The organism is Stutzerimonas stutzeri, assembly GCF_009789555.1.
GTDB classification, from domain to species: domain Bacteria; phylum Pseudomonadota; class Gammaproteobacteria; order Pseudomonadales; family Pseudomonadaceae; genus Stutzerimonas; species Stutzerimonas stutzeri_R.
Genome location: NZ_CP046902.1, coordinates 4,078,738 through 4,093,690, shown reverse-complemented (window position 1 = coordinate 4,093,690; position 14,953 = coordinate 4,078,738). Strand labels below are relative to the sequence as shown.

Below are 14,953 nucleotides of genomic sequence, written 5' to 3'. Positions count from 1 at the left end.
GATGCGCGCGTTGAAACAGGATAGGCGCTAGCCTCTCGAGGTTCTTTGTGCTATAAAACGCGCCGCTCTGCGGGACTACCCGCCGAGCCTGACCCCACACACGTGTCGACACGGTATCCTGGGTGCTCGCAAGAGTTGGATATCGGGACGCGTGGAGGCCTAACCCGACTTATCTGAGGAAGTCCCATGTCTCAAGTCACCATGCGCGATATGCTGAAGGCCGGTGTGCACTTCGGCCACCAGACCCGTTACTGGAACCCCAAGATGGATAAATACATCTTCGGCGCGCGTAACAAGATTCACATCATCAACCTCGAAAAAACCCTGCCGATGTTCAACGACGCACTGCGTTTCGTCGAGAAGCTGGCAGCGGGCAAGAACAAGATTCTGTTCGTCGGCACCAAGCGTTCCGCTGGCAAGATCGTTCGCGAAGAAGCCGCGCGTTGTGGCTCGCCGTACGTCGATCATCGCTGGTTGGGCGGCATGCTGACCAACTACAAGACCATTCGCGCCTCGATCAAGCGCCTGCGTGAGCTGGAAACCCAGGCTCAGGACGGCACCTTCGAGAAGCTGACCAAGAAAGAAGCCCTGATGCGTACCCGTGATCTGGAAAAACTGGATCGCAGCCTGGGTGGTATCAAGGACATGGGCGGTCTGCCGGACGCGATGTTTGTCATCGACGTCGATCACGAGCGCATCGCGATCTCCGAAGCCAACAAGCTGGGCATCCCGGTCATCGGCATTGTCGATACCAACAGCAGCCCGGAAGGTGTCGATTACATCATTCCTGGTAATGATGATGCCATCCGTGCCGTGCAACTGTATCTGGGCTCCATGGCGGACGCCGTACTGCGCGGCCGCCAGAACGGCGCTGGCGGTGCTGACGAGTTCGTCGAAGAAGCTGCTCCCGAGGCTGCTCAAGGCTGAGCGCAGCGGTCGCCTAGCTGATACCCGTTGAACAGAAAGGGGGCTATGCCCCCTTTTTGCCACTTCCGAATTGATCGTCCGATTGAATGGACGGTGATCGAAAATCGAATCGAGAGGATTTGCGAACATGGCAGAGATCACTGCAGCCCTGGTTAAAGAACTGCGCGAGCGCACTGGCCAAGGCATGATGGATTGCAAAAAAGCACTCACCGCTGCTGGTGGCGACATCGAAAAAGCCATCGATGACATGCGTGCTGCGGGCGCGATCAAGGCCGCCAAGAAGGCTGGCAACATCGCGGCCGAGGGCGCCATCGCCGTCAAGGTCGCCGATGACAACACCCGTGCCGTGATTATCGAAGTGAACTCGCAGACCGACTTCCTCGCTCTGCAGGACGACTTCAAGAATTTCGTGAGCAGCAGCGTCGAGAAGGCGTTTGCCGAGAAGATGACCGACGCAGCTCCGCTGATCGCCGCTCAGGAAGCCGATCGCGAGGCGCTGGTCGCCAAGTGCGGTGAGAACGTCAACATCCGTCGTCTGACCACGGTCGAGGCTGAGCTGGTGGGTTCCTACCTGCACGGTCACCGCATCGGCGTTCTGGTTGCCCTCAAGGGCGGTAGCGTCGAGCTGGCCAAGGAAATCGCCATGCACGTCGCCGCCAGCAACCCCCAGTTCCTGGACCCGTCGCAGGTTTCCGAAGAAGCCGTTGCCAAGGAAAAGGAAATCTTCCTGGCGCTGAACGAAGACAAGATCAAAGGCAAGCCCGCCGAAATCGTCGAGAAAATGGTCGCCGGCCGCATCAGCAAGTTCCTTGCCGAAGCCAGCCTGGTCGAGCAGGCTTTCGTCAAGGACCCGGACGTCAAGGTCGGTGAGCTGGCGAAGAAGGCCGGTGCAGAAATCGTTTCCTTCGTTCGTTACGAAGTGGGCGAGGGCATCGAGCGTGCCGAGGTTGACTTCGCCGCCGAAGTTGCCGCTCAGGTCGCTGCCACCAAGCAATAAGACGCTCCCGTTGTCCTCGAAGAGGCTGCCCGCTCACGCGCGCGGCCTCTTTGTCGGACTGGGGCGCAGAAAAGTTTTTTTGCCACGCTATAGTCAGCGCTTGGCACCAATTCGCGACTGCGCTGTCATAGCGCAGATATTTTCTGGCCGCAGGGTCAGTCTGGTCATACAAACGCCGCAGGAGAAACAACGCCAATGGCTCAGCAGATGAGTGCACGCAATCCTCGCTATAAACGCATTCTGCTCAAATTAAGCGGCGAAGCCCTGATGGGGTCCGAAGACTTCGGCATCGATCCCAAGGTGCTCGATCGCATGGCGCTGGAAGTCGGGCAGTTGGTGGGGATCGGCGTCGAGGTTGGCCTGGTCATCGGGGGCGGCAACCTGTTTCGCGGCGCGGCGCTTTCTGCGGCCGGTATGGACCGGGTCACCGGCGACCACATGGGCATGCTGGCGACGGTCATGAACTCGCTGGCCATGCGTGACGCCCTGGAGCGTTCGAACATTCCCGCACTGGTCATGTCGGCGATTTCGATGGTCGGCGTTACTGACCACTACGATCGCCGCAAGGCGATGCGTCACCTCAAGAGCGGCGAGGTCGTGATTTTTTCCGCCGGCACCGGCAATCCGTTCTTCACGACCGACTCTGCTGCCTGCCTGCGCGCAATCGAGATTCATGCCGATGTCGTGCTCAAGGCCACCAAGGTCGATGGCGTCTACACGGCGGATCCTTTCAAGGACCCCAATGCCGAGAAGTTCGAGCAGCTGACTTATGATGACGTGCTCGACCGCAAGCTGGGCGTAATGGATCTGACCGCCATCTGCCTGTGCCGCGACCACAACATGCCGCTGCGGGTGTTCAACATGAACAAGCCCGGTGCCCTGCTCAATATCGTGCTCGGCGGCGCTGAAGGAACCCTGATCGAGGAACAGAACCAATGATCAACGAGATCAAGCAAGACGCCCAGGAACGCATGAAGAAAACCCTGGAATCGCTGGGGCACGCGTTCGCCAAGATCCGCACCGGCCGTGCTCATCCGAGCATCCTCGATGGCGTGATGGTGTCTTATTACGGCAGCGACACGCCGCTGCGCCAGATTGCCAACGTGGTGGCCGAAGACTCGCGCACCCTGGCGTTGACCGTGTTCGACAAGGGCATGATCCAGGCCGTTGAAAAGGCCATCATGACGTCCGATCTGGGATTGAACCCAGCCACTGCCGGCACCACCATCCGCGTGCCGATGCCGGCGCTTACCGAAGAAACCCGCAAGGGCTACACCAAGCAGGCGCGTGCCGAGGCTGAAAACGCCCGTGTCGCGGTGCGTAACATCCGTCGTGACGCGATTGCGCAACTCAAGGACCTGGTCAAGGAAAAGGAAATCAGCGAAGACGAGGAACGCCGCGGCCAGGATGACGTTCAAAAGCTGACCGACAAGTACGTTGCGGAAATCGACAAGGCGCTTGAAGGCAAGGAAACCGACCTGATGGCCGTTTGATGGTGCTGTACCGGACGTCGTCCGTACTGCTCACGTCGGAGCGCGCCGCTCCTGTCGGGCCGATGCGCGAGGGGCTAACCAGTCGTATCCCCGGGAATTGCCGCCGGCAATTTCTCCCATTGTTCGCAGCGTGATTGAGCGCAGGTAGAGTCGTTTCATGGAAAAGGTCAGGCAGATGGCCGGGCGGAATGTACCCCGTCATGTCGCAGTCATCATGGATGGCAACAATCGCTGGGCAAAGCGGCGCCTGCTGCCAGGCGTGGCTGGGCACAAGGCCGGTGTCGATGCAGTGCGAGCCGTCATCGAGGTGTGTGCCGAGGCGGGTGTCGAGGTGCTGACGTTGTTCGCCTTTTCCAGCGAGAACTGGCAGCGGCCGGCCGAGGAGGTCGGTGCGCTGATGGAGTTGTTCCTGACTGCGCTGCGCCGCGAGGCGCGCAAGCTCAATGAAAACGGCATCAGCCTGCGGATCATTGGCGATCGCTCGCGTTTTCATCCCGAGTTGCAAACGGCAATGCTCGAGGCCGAGGAGATGACCTCCGGGCCTGGTCGGTTCGTGCTCCAGGTTGCCGCCAACTACGGTGGCCAATGGGACATCCTTCAAGCCGCGCAGCGCATGGCGCGTGAAGCCCAGGAGGGTCGCCTCGATCCGGACGAGGTGACGCCGGCCGTCTTCCAGAGCTTCCTCGCCACTGGCGATATGCCGCTGCCAGATCTCTGCATTCGCACTGGCGGTGAGCGGCGCATCAGCAACTTCCTGCTGTGGCAGCTGGCTTACTCCGAGTTGTATTTTTCCGACCTGTTCTGGCCGGATTTCAAGCACGATGCCATGCGCGCCGCGCTAGCCGACTTTGCCAAGCGGCAGCGGCGTTTCGGTAAGACCGGCGATCAGGTCGAGACAGAGGTTCGTGCAGAATGCTGAAGCAACGCATCATTACCGCCGCCATCCTGCTGCCGATCGCACTGATTGGCTTCTTTCTCCTCGAAGGTCTCGCATTCGCCCTGTTCATCGGGGTTGTGGTGGTCCTGGGGGCCTGGGAATGGGCGCGCCTGGCGGGCTTTTCCGGCCAGGGGGCGCGGATCGGCTATGCGGTCATCGTCTCGTTGCTGTTGATGCTGCTGTACCGGCTGCCGGCCATTACGCCCTGGCTGCTTGCACTCAGTGTCGTCTGGTGGCTGGTCGCCACGGCGCTGGTGCTGAGCTATCCGGCCAGTCAGCGCCACTGGGGCGGTCGGGTGGGCAGCCTGATGATCGGCCTGATGATTCTGCTTCCGGCGTGGCAGGCGCTCGTGGTGCTCAAGCAGTGGCCACAAGGAAACTGGCTGATCGTGGCGGTCATGGTGCTGGTGTGGGCGGCCGACATCGGTGCCTATTTTTCCGGCAAGGCGCTGGGTCGCCGTAAGCTCGCTCCGCAGGTCAGTCCCGGCAAAAGTTGGGAAGGCCTGATAGGCGGGCTCATCACCAGTCTGCTGATTACACTCGGCGTGGGGCTTTACCAGGGCTGGTCGCCACGGGTCCTGGTGCTCGGCCTGCTCGGCGCAGCGGTGGTCGTGGTGATTTCCGTGGTGGGCGACCTGACCGAGAGCATGTTCAAGCGCAGTTCCGGTATCAAGGACAGCAGCCAATTGCTGCCTGGCCACGGCGGCGTGATGGATCGTATCGACAGCCTCACCGCTGCAGTGCCGGTGTTCACCGTTCTGCTGTGGCTGGCGGGTTGGGGTGCCTGGTGAGCGGACCGTTGCAAGTCACCGTGCTCGGCGCGACGGGATCGATCGGCCTGAGCACCCTGGATGTCATCGCTCGTCATCCGGAGCGCTACCAGGCCTTCGCGCTCACTGCATTCAGCCGGATTGCCGAGCTGCGCGGCCTGTGCCGGCTGCATCGTCCGCGCTACGCGGTGGTCGATGACAGCGCCAGGGCGCGGGAGCTTCAGGATCAACTGGACTCGGACGGCATCAAGACCCGCGTGCTGGTGGGCGAGGGCGGGTTGAACGAGGTCGCGGCGCACCCAGAGGTCGATGTGGTGATGGCCGCGATTGTCGGCGCTGCCGGCTTGCGGCCCACGCTGGCGGCCGTTCAGGCCAGCAAGCGGGTGCTGCTGGCCAACAAGGAGGTGCTGGTCATGTCCGGCGCCTTGTTCATGCAGGCGCTGCGCGATAGCGAGGCGGTGTTGTTGCCCATCGACAGCGAGCACAACGCGATTTTCCAATGCCTGCCTGGCAACTATTCGAAAGGGCTTGGCAGTGTCGGGGTGCGGCGGATCCTGCTGACTGCATCCGGTGGTCCGTTTCGCCAATTGCCGCTGGAGCAGCTTTCAGCCGTCTCTGCCGATCAGGCATGCGCGCATCCGAACTGGTCCATGGGACGCAAGATTTCCGTCGACTCGGCCAGCATGATGAACAAGGGGCTCGAACTCATCGAGGCGTGCTGGTTGTTCGATGCGCGCCCTGAACAGGTGGAGGTGGTCATTCACCCGCAAAGCGTCATTCACTCCATGGTCGACTACATCGACGGTTCGGTGCTGGCGCAGCTCGGGAACCCGGACATGCGTACCCCGATCGCCCATGCGTTGGCCTGGCCGGAGCGAATCGACTCGGGTGTATCGGCGCTGGACCTGCTGCAGACCGGGCGTCTGGATTTCGAGGCGCCGGATCAGCAACGCTTTCCCTGTCTTCGCATCGCTCGGCAGGCTGCCCAGGACGGCGGGACAGCGCCGGCGATGCTCAATGCGGCGAACGAGGTGGCGGTTGAAGCGTTTCTGGGCGGACGCATTCGCTTCACCGAGATCGCGAGTATCATCGAGGACGTTCTCGATCTGGAAGCATCGGTTCCGGCGCGTTGCCTGGCCGATGTACTTGCGGCCGACGCGCAGGCTCGCGCATTGGCTTCGCGCTGGTTGCACGATCGCGATCGCTAACGACTGAGGCTCCGGGCCAGCGGGGCGGTAAGGGCTACGAGTTCGCCGAAGCCGGCGGCTTCCAAACAGGCCTTTCGGGCAGAGGAATATATGGGCGCGCTGTACATGATCATGGGCACCCTGGTGGCGCTGGGTGTGTTGGTAACCTTCCACGAGTACGGGCACTTCTGGGTCGCGCGTCGTTGCGGGGTCAAGGTGCTGCGTTTCTCGGTAGGCTTCGGCCGGCCCCTGTTGCGCTGGCATGATCGGCAGGGCACCGAATTCGTCGTGGCGGCGATTCCTCTGGGCGGTTACGTGAAGATGCTCGATGAGCGCGAGGGCGACGTTCCGCCCGCCCTGTGGGACCAGGCGTTCAATCGCAAGACGGTGAAGCAGCGCTTCGCCATTGTATCCGCCGGGCCACTGGCCAACTTCCTGCTTGCCCTGGTGTTTTTCTGGGCGCTGGCGATGCTCGGCACCGAGCAGATTCGGCCGGTTGTCGGCGCCGTCGAAGCGGGAAGTCTTGCTGAACGTGCCGGACTCATGGCCGGGCAGGAAATCCTGGAAATCAATGGCAAGCCCACCACTGGCTGGGCAGACGTCAATCTTCAATTGATCCGTCGGCTTGGCGAAAGCGGTACGCTCGAGATGCGCGTGCAGGCGGACGGCGATCAAGCGCAGCGGTTGCAGCTAGAACTCAATGACTGGCTCAAGGGCGTCGAGGAGCCGGACCCCATCGGCTCGCTGGGCATTCGGCCCTGGCGCCCCGAAATCGTCCCGGTCGTCGCCCAGCTGGACCCCGAGGGGCCTGCCCAGGCGGCAGGGGTGCGTCTTGGAGATCGGCTGATCAGTCTCGACGGCGAGCCGCTGAACGAATGGCAGGACGTCATCGATCGCGTCCAGCCGCTGAGCGGTCAGTCCGTGCAACTGGAAATCGAGCGTGACGGGCAGCGTGTAGTGCTGCCGCTGACGCTGGCCGAGCGCGGCGAGGCGGACAGTCGTCGTGGCTACCTGGGGGCCGGGGTTGCGCCCGGAGAGTGGCCTGCAGAAATGCTTCGAAACGTCAGCCATGGGCCGTTCGAGGCGATTGGCGAAGGGCTCCGTCGGACCTGGACGATGAGTGTGCTGACGCTCGATTCGCTGAAGAAAATGGTGTTCGGCGAGCTCTCGGTAAAAAACTTGAGCGGTCCGATAACCATTGCTAAAGTGGCGGGCGCTTCTGCACAGTCCGGCGTGGGCGACTTTCTCAACTTCCTCGCCTACCTGAGCATTAGTCTTGGAGTACTCAATCTATTGCCTATCCCGGTTCTGGATGGTGGGCATCTGCTCTTCTATCTGGTCGAGTGGGTCCGTGGACGTCCTTTGTCGGACAGGGTCCAAGGCTGGGGAGTACAGATCGGTATCAGCCTGGTTGTTGGGGTGATGCTGCTTGCGTTGGTCAACGACCTTGGCCGCCTTTAATCGCCATATACCTTGATGTCGCCGCGCTAAGCGCAGGTCCAGTTATCAGGTTTGAAAAGAAAGGACTTCATGAAACGTCTGCTGCTACCTGCGGTAATTTCCGCACTGATGATTGCCGAAGTTCACGCCGAGTCCTTCACCATCTCCGATATACGTGTCAATGGCCTGCAGCGCGTCTCCGCGGGCAGCGTCTTTGGCGCCTTGCCGTTGAACGTCGGGCAGGCTGCCGATGACAGTCGTCTGGTAGACGCAACCCGTGCGCTGTTCCGTACCGGTTTTTTCGAAGACATCCAGCTCGGCCGCGAGGGTGACGTGCTGGTGATCAACGTGGTCGAGCGCCCGTCGATCTCCGGTATCGAAATCGACGGCAACAAAGCGATCAAGACCGAAGACCTGTTGTCCGGCCTGCAACAGTCGGGCCTTGCCGAAGGCGAAATCTTCCAGCGCGCCACACTGGAGGGCGTGCGCAACGAGCTGCAGCGCCAGTACGTGGCGCAGGGCCGCTACTCGGCAACCATCGAAACGGAAGTGGTGCCGCAGCCGCGTAACCGCGTCGCGCTGAAGATCAATATCAACGAAGGCTCCGTTGCCTCGATCAAGCACATCAACGTCGTCGGCAACTCGGTCTTCCCGGACGAAGATCTCACCGACCTGTTCGAACTCAAGACCAGCAACTGGCTCTCGTTCTTCCGCAACGATGACAAATACGCTCGGGAAAAGCTGTCCGGCGACCTCGAGCGCCTGCGGTCCTATTATCTGGACCGCGGCTACATCAACATGGATATCACCTCCACCCAGGTGTCCATTACGCCGGACAAGAAAGACGTCTACGTCACGGTCAACATTGCCGAAGGCGATCGTTACACCGTCAGCGATGTCAAGCTGAGCGGCGACCTGAAAGTGCCGCAGGAAGAACTGCAATCCTTGCTGTTGGCAAAGGAAGGGCAGGTTTTTTCGCGTAAGGTCATGACCACCACCTCGGAGCTCATAACCCGCCGCTTGGGGAACGAGGGCTACACCTTCGCCAACGTCAATGGCGTGCCGGAAGCCAATGACGAAGACAACACCGTTTCCATCACATTCGTGGTCGATCCGGGCAAGCGCGCTTACGTCAACCGCATCAACTTCCGTGGCAACACCAAGACCGAAGACGAAGTACTGCGTCGCGAAATGCGCCAGATGGAAGGCGGCTGGGCCTCGACCTACCTGATCGACCAGTCCAAGACACGTCTCGAGCGGCTGGGCTTCTTCAAGGAGGTGAACGTCGAGACCCCGCAGGTGCCAGGCACCGACGACCAGATCGACGTGAACTACAGCGTCGAAGAGCAGCCATCCGGCTCGATCATGGCGAGCATCGGCTTCGCTCAGAACGCCGGCCTGATTCTCGGCGGCTCGATCAGCCAGAACAACTTCCTGGGCACCGGCAACCGCGTCAGCCTGGGGCTGACGCGCAGCGAATACCAGTCGCGCTACAACTTCGGTTTCGTCGATCCCTACTGGACCGAAGACGGCGTCAGCCTCGGCTACAACGCCTTCTACCGCACCACCGACTACGACGAACTGGACTACGATGTGTCCAGCTACTCGGTCGACAGCCTTGGCGCCGGTGTGAACATCGGCTACCCGATCAGCGAGACCTCACGGCTTTCGTTCGGTCTGTCCGCACAGCAGGACACCATCGATAGCGGCCGCTATACGGTCGACGAGATTTTCGATTTCATTGAAGAGGAGGGCGACAGCTACCTCAACTTCAAGGCATCGGTGGGCTGGTCCGAATCCACGTTGAACCGTGGCGTGCTGGCGACCCGGGGGCATTCGCAGAGCCTTTCGCTGGAAACCACCATTCCGGGCAGCGACCTGTCGTTCTACAAGCTCGACTACAACGCGCAGCTGTTCGTGCCGGTGACCAAGACGTACACCATGCGCCTGCATACCCAACTCGGCTACGGCGATGCCTACGGCTCTACCTCGCGCCTGCCTTTCTATGAGCATTACTATGCTGGTGGCTTCAACTCGGTTCGCGGCTTCGAAGACAGCAGCCTAGGTCCTCGCAGCACGCCGAGTGACGGTTCGAACCCAGGTACTATCAAAGATCCGGACGACGATGAGCTTCCCTTCGGTGGTAACGTACTGATTCAGGGCGGCGTGGAAGTGCTCTTCCCAATGCCGTTCGTCAAGGACCAGCGATCGCTGCGCACCTCGGTGTTCTGGGATGTCGGTAACGTCTACGATACCAACTGTCCCTCGGGCTCGACCAAGTGCAGCGACATCGATTTCGGCGACATGGCCAGCTCGGTCGGCGTCGGTTTGACCTGGATCACCGCCATGGGGCCTTTGAGTTTCAGTCTGGCGATGCCGGTGATGAAGCCGGACGATGCCGATACCCAGGTCTTCCAGTTCTCGCTGGGCCAAACCTTTTAATCACCTGGAGCGACGCTCCAGCGCTTTCCTGAAGAGTGGTATATACCGTGCGTAAGTTGACCCAATTGCTTGTTGTTGCCGCAGCGCTCGTGGCGACCCCCGCATTCGCAGAAATGAAGATTGCGGTAATGAACTATCAGATGGCACTGCTCGAATCGGACGCTGCCAAGCGTTACTCGGTCGATGCGGAGAAGAAATTCGGACCGCAGCTGGAGAAGCTCAAGGGGCTTGAGAGCGACGCCAAGCGTATTCAGGATCGCCTGGGCAAGGACGGCGACAAGATGCAGCAGGCCGAGCGTGAGCGTCTCGAGCTTGAATTCAAGCAGAAGGCCCGGGACTTCCAGTTCCTCTCCAAGGAACTGAACGAATCCAAGGCGGCCGCCGATCGTGACATGCTCAAGCAGCTCAAGCCGAAGCTGGACAAGTCCGTGGAAGACGTCATCAAGAAGGGTGACTACGACCTGGTGCTCGAACGCGGTGCGGTGGTTGATGTCAAGCCGCAATACGACATCACGCGCCAGGTCATCGAGCGCATGAATCAGCAGCGCTGATGAACCGGGTTGTCTATACGCTCGGCGAGCTGGCCGAGCGCCTGGGCGGCGAGCTGCGTGGCGACGCCGCGCAGCAGGTGTCGGGGTTGGCCACGCTGCAGGACGCCGGCCCCGAGCAACTGAGCTTCCTGGCCAACGCGCAATATCGGAAGTTCCTCGCTTCGACGCGGGCCGGAGCCGTGCTGCTGACGCCCGGGGATGCCGATGGCTATGCGGGTGTCGCGCTGGTGGTCGCCAATCCCTATCTGGCCTATGCGCGGCTCTCGCATCTGTTCGAGACGCGCCCGCCAGCGCTTGCCGGTATCCATCCGAGCGCCGTCATCGACCCCCGCGCGGTGATCGATCCGAGCGCGAGTATCGGTGCTCAGGCGGTGATCGAGGCGGATGCGTGGATCGGGCCCAACGTCGAGATCGGCGCGCAATCGCTCGTAGGCGCGCGCAGTCGCGTCGGCGCCGGAGGTCGATTGGCCGCTCGGGTCACCCTCTGTCATGACGTGATCATTGGTGAGCGGGTGGTCATTCAGCCCGGCGCCGTGATTGGCGGAGAAGGATTCGGCTTTGCCAACGAGCAAGGGAACTGGGAAAAGATCGCTCAGCTCGGCGGCGTCCGTATCGGTGATGACGTCGAAATCGGCGCCAACACGACCATCGACCGCGGTGCGATATCCGATACGGTGATCGGCAACGGCGTGAAGCTGGATAACCAGATCATGATTGCCCACAACGTCCAGATCGGCGACAACACTGCCATTGCGGGTTGCGCCGGGATCTCCGGCAGCACCAAGATCGGTCGCAACTGCATGTTGGCTGGAGGGGTCGGGCTCGTCGGGCACATCGAAATCTGCGACAACGTATTCATCACCGGCATGACCATGGTCACTCGCTCGATCACCGAGCCGGGAAGCTATTCGTCGGGGACGGCGATGCAAACGGCTGCGGAATGGCGCAAGAGTGCCGCTCGAATTCGTCATCTCGATGACATGGCTCGCCGCCTGCAACAAGTGGAAAAACGCCTGGCTTGCGTGACCCCGCAAGGCGATGCGTCTTCTGATGCCTGACCCTATCGTCTGATTGCCCCTGCTAGAGGCGTTCGCCAGCGGGTTGCACGGCCCTGTTGCCGTGCTGGCTCCCATAATCCTTACGGGCTTTTTCTTCATATGATGGATATCAACGAGATTCGCGAATACCTTCCCCACCGTTACCCCTTTCTGCTGGTAGACCGGGTGGTGGAGCTGGACACGGATGCCAAGCGGGTTCGCGCCTACAAGAACGTCACCATCAACGAGCCGTTCTTTAACGGCCATTTCCCGCAGCATCCGATCATGCCGGGCGTGTTGATCATCGAAGCGATGGCGCAGGCGGCCGGGTTGCTCGGGTTCAAGATGATGGGCGTGAAGCCCGCCGACGGAACGCTTTATTACTTCGTCGGATCGGACAAGCTGCGCTTCCGCCAGCCGGTGGTGCCGGGCGACCAGCTGATTCTCGAGGCCTCGTTCATCAGCGCCAAGCGTGGCATCTGGAAATTCGATTGCCGCGCCAGTGTCGACGGTAAACCCGTATGCTCTGCCGAAATCATTTGTGCGGAACAGAAGATATGATTTTGATCGACCCTCGCGCCATCGTCGATCCTGCGGCCCGGCTGGCGGATGACGTCCAGGTCGGCCCCTGGTCGATCATCGGCCCGGACGTCGAAATAGGCGAGGGAACGGTGATCGCGTCTCACGTGGTCATCAAGGGGCCTACCCGCATCGGTCGGCACAATCGGATTTTCCAGTTTTCGTCCGTGGGCGAAGACACACCCGATCTCAAGTACAAGGGTGAACCGACCCGCCTGGTGATCGGCGATCACAATGTGATCCGCGAAGGCGTGACCATTCACCGTGGCACCGTGCAGGATCGAAGCGAGACCACCATCGGCGACCACAATCTGATCATGGCCTACGCGCACATCGGTCATGACAGCGTGATCGCCAACCACTGCATCCTGGTGAACAACACCGCGCTGGCGGGTCATGTGCACGTGGGCGATTGGGCAATCCTGTCCGGATACACCCTGGTGCACCAGTATTGCCACATCGGGGCGTACAGCTTTTCCGGAATGGGGACCGCCATCGGCAAGGACGTTCCGGCATTCGTCACGGTATTCGGCAATCCGGCCGAGGCGCGCAGCATGAATTTCGAAGGCATGCGCCGTCGCGGTTTCAGCGACGAAGCCATTCTGGCCCTACGTAACGCCTACAAGATCGTCTATCGCAGAGGGCTGACGGTGGAGGCCGCGCTGGCTGCCCTTGCGGCCGATGCCGAGGCCTATCCGGAAGTCGCGTTGTTCCGGGATTCGGTGCAGGCCTCGAACCGCGGCATCACGCGCTGATATGTCCAGGCCGCTGACAGTCGCACTGGTGGCCGGCGAAGCGTCCGGCGACATCCTCGGGTCGGGCCTGATGCAGGCGCTCAGAGCGCAACATCCCGATGTCCGGTTCATCGGCGTAGGCGGTCCGCGAATGGAAGCGCAGGGGCTGACGTCCTATTTTCCAATGGAGCGTCTGGCGGTGATGGGCCTGGTGGAAGTGCTGGGCCGGCTGCCCGAGCTCCTGGCGCGTCGCAAGCGCTTGCTGAAAACCCTGCTCGATGCGCGTCCAGATGTGTTCATCGGCATCGACGCACCGGATTTCAATCTGGACCTCGCGCTCAAACTGCGCCGCAACGGCATCAGGACCGTGCACTACGTCAGCCCCTCGGTCTGGGCCTGGCGGCAGAAACGTGTGCTGAAGATTCGTGATGCCTGTGACCTGATGCTGACACTGTTTCCCTTCGAGGCGAAGTTCTACGACGCTCACCAGGTAGCGGTTCGTTTCGTGGGTCATCCGCTGGCCGATGCCATCCCGCTGGAACCTGACCGCGCGGCGGCGCGGGTGGCGCTGGATTTGCCGCCGGACGGCTTGATCGTTGCGTTGATGCCTGGCAGCCGCGGTGGAGAGGTGGGGCGTCTCGGTGAGCTTTTTCTCACGGCGGCCGACCGGCTTCGTTCGATGCGCCCAGGTATTCGGTTCGTGGTGCCGTGCGCCAGTCCTGAGCGCCGTGCCCAGCTCGAACAGATGCTGGTGGGGCGCGATCTTCCATTGACCTTGCTCGATGGACGTTCCCATGAGGCGCTGGCCGCCTGCAATGCCGTACTGATCGCCTCTGGCACTGCGACGCTCGAAGCCTTGCTGTACAAGCGACCGATGGTCGTGGCCTATAGCGTCGCGCCGCTGACGTTTCGTATCCTCAAGCGTCTGGTGAAAAGCCCTTACGTCGCGCTGCCCAATCTGCTCGCCCAGCGCTTGCTGGTGCCGGAACTGTTGCAGGATGCGGCGACCCCTGACGCCCTGGCTCAATCGCTTTCGCCCTTGCTCGACAACGGCGACGTACAGACCGAGGGTTTCGACGCCATTCATCGTACCCTGCGCTGTGACGCGTCGACCCAGGCCGCCCGCGCAGTGCTGGATCTGGTCGAGGCAAACTGATGCAGATGGGGCTCGATTTCAACCTGGTCGAAGAGCTGGTCGCCGGCGTCGACGAGGTGGGCCGTGGCCCGCTATGCGGTCCCGTCGTGACGGCTGCGGTCATTCTCGATCCGCGGCGCCCGATCGACGGCCTCAACGACTCGAAGAAGCTGACCGAGGCGCGGCGCGAGGCGTTGTTCGACGAGATCTGCGAGAAGGCGCTGGCCTGGTGCATCGCGCGCGCCGAGGTGCAGGAGATCGATGAGTTGAACATCCTGCACGCGACCATGCTGGCGATGCAGCGTGCGGTCGAAGGCCTGAGCGTAACGCCTCGGCTGGCGCTGATCGACGGCAATCGTTGTCCCCAGCTGGCGGTGCCCAGTGCTCCGGTGATTCAGGGTGACGGTCAGGTTCCGGCTATCGCCGCCGCCTCGATTTTGGCCAAGGTCAGCCGGGACCGGGAAATGTGTGCGCTGGACCTGTGCTATCCAGGCTATGGCCTTGCCGCACACAAGGGCTATCCGACGCCCAATCACCTGGAGGCGTTGCAACGGCTCGGCCCAACGATCATCCATCGTCGGTCGTTCGCGCCGGTGCGCGTGCTGCTGGAGCAGGCCGCCATGGCCGAGCCCGTGAGCGTCACGGTCGCGCTGCCCGTCTGAGTGGACGCGTCCCGGTGACGCAATCCATCACCGGCCGCCTTAATCAGGCAGGCTTTCCGGTA

15 protein-coding genes are annotated in these 14,953 nt (G+C 61.5%); all 15 read left to right on the top strand.

From position 1 onward, the window contains the following. Window positions 1-186 precede the first annotated feature (186 nt). The 15 genes from rpsB (at window position 187) to rnhB (ending at window position 14,891) form a co-directional block, all read left to right on the top strand. Window positions 187-927: a 30S ribosomal protein S2 gene (gene rpsB, locus GQA94_RS18960; RefSeq protein WP_158189462.1), complete on the top strand. Its 741-nt coding sequence runs from the start codon at window positions 187-189 to the stop codon at window positions 925-927. Window positions 928-1,054: 127 nt separating this feature from the next. After that, complete coding sequence (tsf, locus tag GQA94_RS18955; protein ID WP_158189461.1) at window positions 1,055-1,924, top strand: translation elongation factor Ts; 870 nt, start codon at window positions 1,055-1,057, stop codon at window positions 1,922-1,924. Window positions 1,925-2,119: 195 nt separating this feature from the next. Beyond that, on the top strand, window positions 2,120-2,863 hold the full coding sequence (pyrH, locus tag GQA94_RS18950) for a UMP kinase (protein ID WP_019342381.1): 744 nt from the start codon (window positions 2,120-2,122) through the stop codon (window positions 2,861-2,863). Beyond that, complete coding sequence (frr, locus tag GQA94_RS18945) at window positions 2,860-3,417, top strand: ribosome recycling factor (protein ID WP_158189460.1); 558 nt, start codon at window positions 2,860-2,862, stop codon at window positions 3,415-3,417. The genes pyrH and frr overlap by 4 nt, the downstream gene beginning before the upstream one ends. A gap of 157 nt (window positions 3,418-3,574) precedes the next feature. Continuing rightward, window positions 3,575-4,336 (top strand): polyprenyl diphosphate synthase, encoded by a 762-nt coding sequence (gene uppS / locus GQA94_RS18940; protein WP_158189459.1) that lies wholly within the window; start codon window positions 3,575-3,577, stop codon window positions 4,334-4,336. Further along, window positions 4,330-5,145, top strand: coding sequence for a phosphatidate cytidylyltransferase (locus tag GQA94_RS18935; protein ID WP_158189458.1), 816 nt, complete (start codon window positions 4,330-4,332; stop codon window positions 5,143-5,145). The genes uppS and GQA94_RS18935 overlap by 7 nt, the downstream gene beginning before the upstream one ends. Next, a complete protein-coding gene (ispC, locus tag GQA94_RS18930) occupies window positions 5,142-6,332 on the top strand; it encodes a 1-deoxy-D-xylulose-5-phosphate reductoisomerase (protein ID WP_158189457.1) in 1,191 nt (396 codons plus the stop codon). The genes GQA94_RS18935 and ispC overlap by 4 nt, the downstream gene beginning before the upstream one ends. Before the next feature lie 90 nt (window positions 6,333-6,422). Next, a complete protein-coding gene (gene rseP / locus GQA94_RS18925; protein WP_158189456.1) occupies window positions 6,423-7,772 on the top strand; it encodes an RIP metalloprotease RseP in 1,350 nt (449 codons plus the stop codon). Between the two features lie 69 nt (window positions 7,773-7,841). After that, window positions 7,842-10,193, top strand: coding sequence for an outer membrane protein assembly factor BamA (gene bamA, locus GQA94_RS18920; protein ID WP_158189455.1), 2,352 nt, complete (start codon window positions 7,842-7,844; stop codon window positions 10,191-10,193). Between the two features lie 47 nt (window positions 10,194-10,240). Continuing rightward, window positions 10,241-10,744, top strand: a complete 504-nt coding sequence (locus tag GQA94_RS18915) for an OmpH family outer membrane protein (protein ID WP_158189454.1) — start codon at window positions 10,241-10,243, stop codon at window positions 10,742-10,744. Next, the gene (gene lpxD, locus GQA94_RS18910; RefSeq protein ID WP_423835331.1) at window positions 10,744-11,802 is read left to right on the top strand and encodes a UDP-3-O-(3-hydroxymyristoyl)glucosamine N-acyltransferase; all 1,059 of its coding nucleotides are present in this window, start codon (window positions 10,744-10,746) and stop codon (window positions 11,800-11,802) included. The genes GQA94_RS18915 and lpxD overlap by 1 nt, the downstream gene beginning before the upstream one ends. A 99-nt stretch (window positions 11,803-11,901) precedes the next feature. Further along, a complete protein-coding gene (fabZ, locus tag GQA94_RS18905; protein ID WP_158189453.1) occupies window positions 11,902-12,342 on the top strand; it encodes a 3-hydroxyacyl-ACP dehydratase FabZ in 441 nt (146 codons plus the stop codon). Then, on the top strand, window positions 12,339-13,115 hold the full coding sequence (lpxA, locus tag GQA94_RS18900) for an acyl-ACP--UDP-N-acetylglucosamine O-acyltransferase (protein WP_158189452.1): 777 nt from the start codon (window positions 12,339-12,341) through the stop codon (window positions 13,113-13,115). The genes fabZ and lpxA overlap by 4 nt, the downstream gene beginning before the upstream one ends. Before the next feature lies 1 nt (window position 13,116). Continuing rightward, on the top strand, window positions 13,117-14,250 hold the full coding sequence (gene lpxB / locus GQA94_RS18895; RefSeq protein WP_158189451.1) for a lipid-A-disaccharide synthase: 1,134 nt from the start codon (window positions 13,117-13,119) through the stop codon (window positions 14,248-14,250). Then, window positions 14,250-14,891, top strand: coding sequence for a ribonuclease HII (gene rnhB, locus GQA94_RS18890; protein ID WP_158189450.1), 642 nt, complete (start codon window positions 14,250-14,252; stop codon window positions 14,889-14,891). Before lpxB ends, rnhB begins: the two co-directional genes overlap by 1 nt. Window positions 14,892-14,953: the final 62 nt, after the last annotated feature.

Coding starts and splice junctions, on each gene's coding strand:
- tsf (WP_158189461.1), top strand. CDS start 1,055: ATGGCAGAGATCACTGCAGCCCTGGTTAAAGAACTGCGCGAGCGCACT.
- rseP (WP_158189456.1), top strand. CDS start 6,423: ATGGGCGCGCTGTACATGATCATGGGCACCCTGGTGGCGCTGGGTGTG.
- frr (WP_158189460.1), top strand. CDS start 2,860: ATGATCAACGAGATCAAGCAAGACGCCCAGGAACGCATGAAGAAAACC.
- bamA (WP_158189455.1), top strand. CDS start 7,842: ATGAAACGTCTGCTGCTACCTGCGGTAATTTCCGCACTGATGATTGCC.
- lpxD (WP_423835331.1), top strand. CDS start 10,744: ATGAACCGGGTTGTCTATACGCTCGGCGAGCTGGCCGAGCGCCTGGGC.
- pyrH (WP_019342381.1), top strand. CDS start 2,120: ATGGCTCAGCAGATGAGTGCACGCAATCCTCGCTATAAACGCATTCTG.
- rpsB (WP_158189462.1), top strand. CDS start 187: ATGTCTCAAGTCACCATGCGCGATATGCTGAAGGCCGGTGTGCACTTC.
- lpxB (WP_158189451.1), top strand. CDS start 13,117: ATGTCCAGGCCGCTGACAGTCGCACTGGTGGCCGGCGAAGCGTCCGGC.
- uppS (WP_158189459.1), top strand. CDS start 3,575: ATGGAAAAGGTCAGGCAGATGGCCGGGCGGAATGTACCCCGTCATGTC.
- GQA94_RS18935 (WP_158189458.1), top strand. CDS start 4,330: ATGCTGAAGCAACGCATCATTACCGCCGCCATCCTGCTGCCGATCGCA.
- lpxA (WP_158189452.1), top strand. CDS start 12,339: ATGATTTTGATCGACCCTCGCGCCATCGTCGATCCTGCGGCCCGGCTG.
- fabZ (WP_158189453.1), top strand. CDS start 11,902: ATGATGGATATCAACGAGATTCGCGAATACCTTCCCCACCGTTACCCC.
- rnhB (WP_158189450.1), top strand. CDS start 14,250: ATGCAGATGGGGCTCGATTTCAACCTGGTCGAAGAGCTGGTCGCCGGC.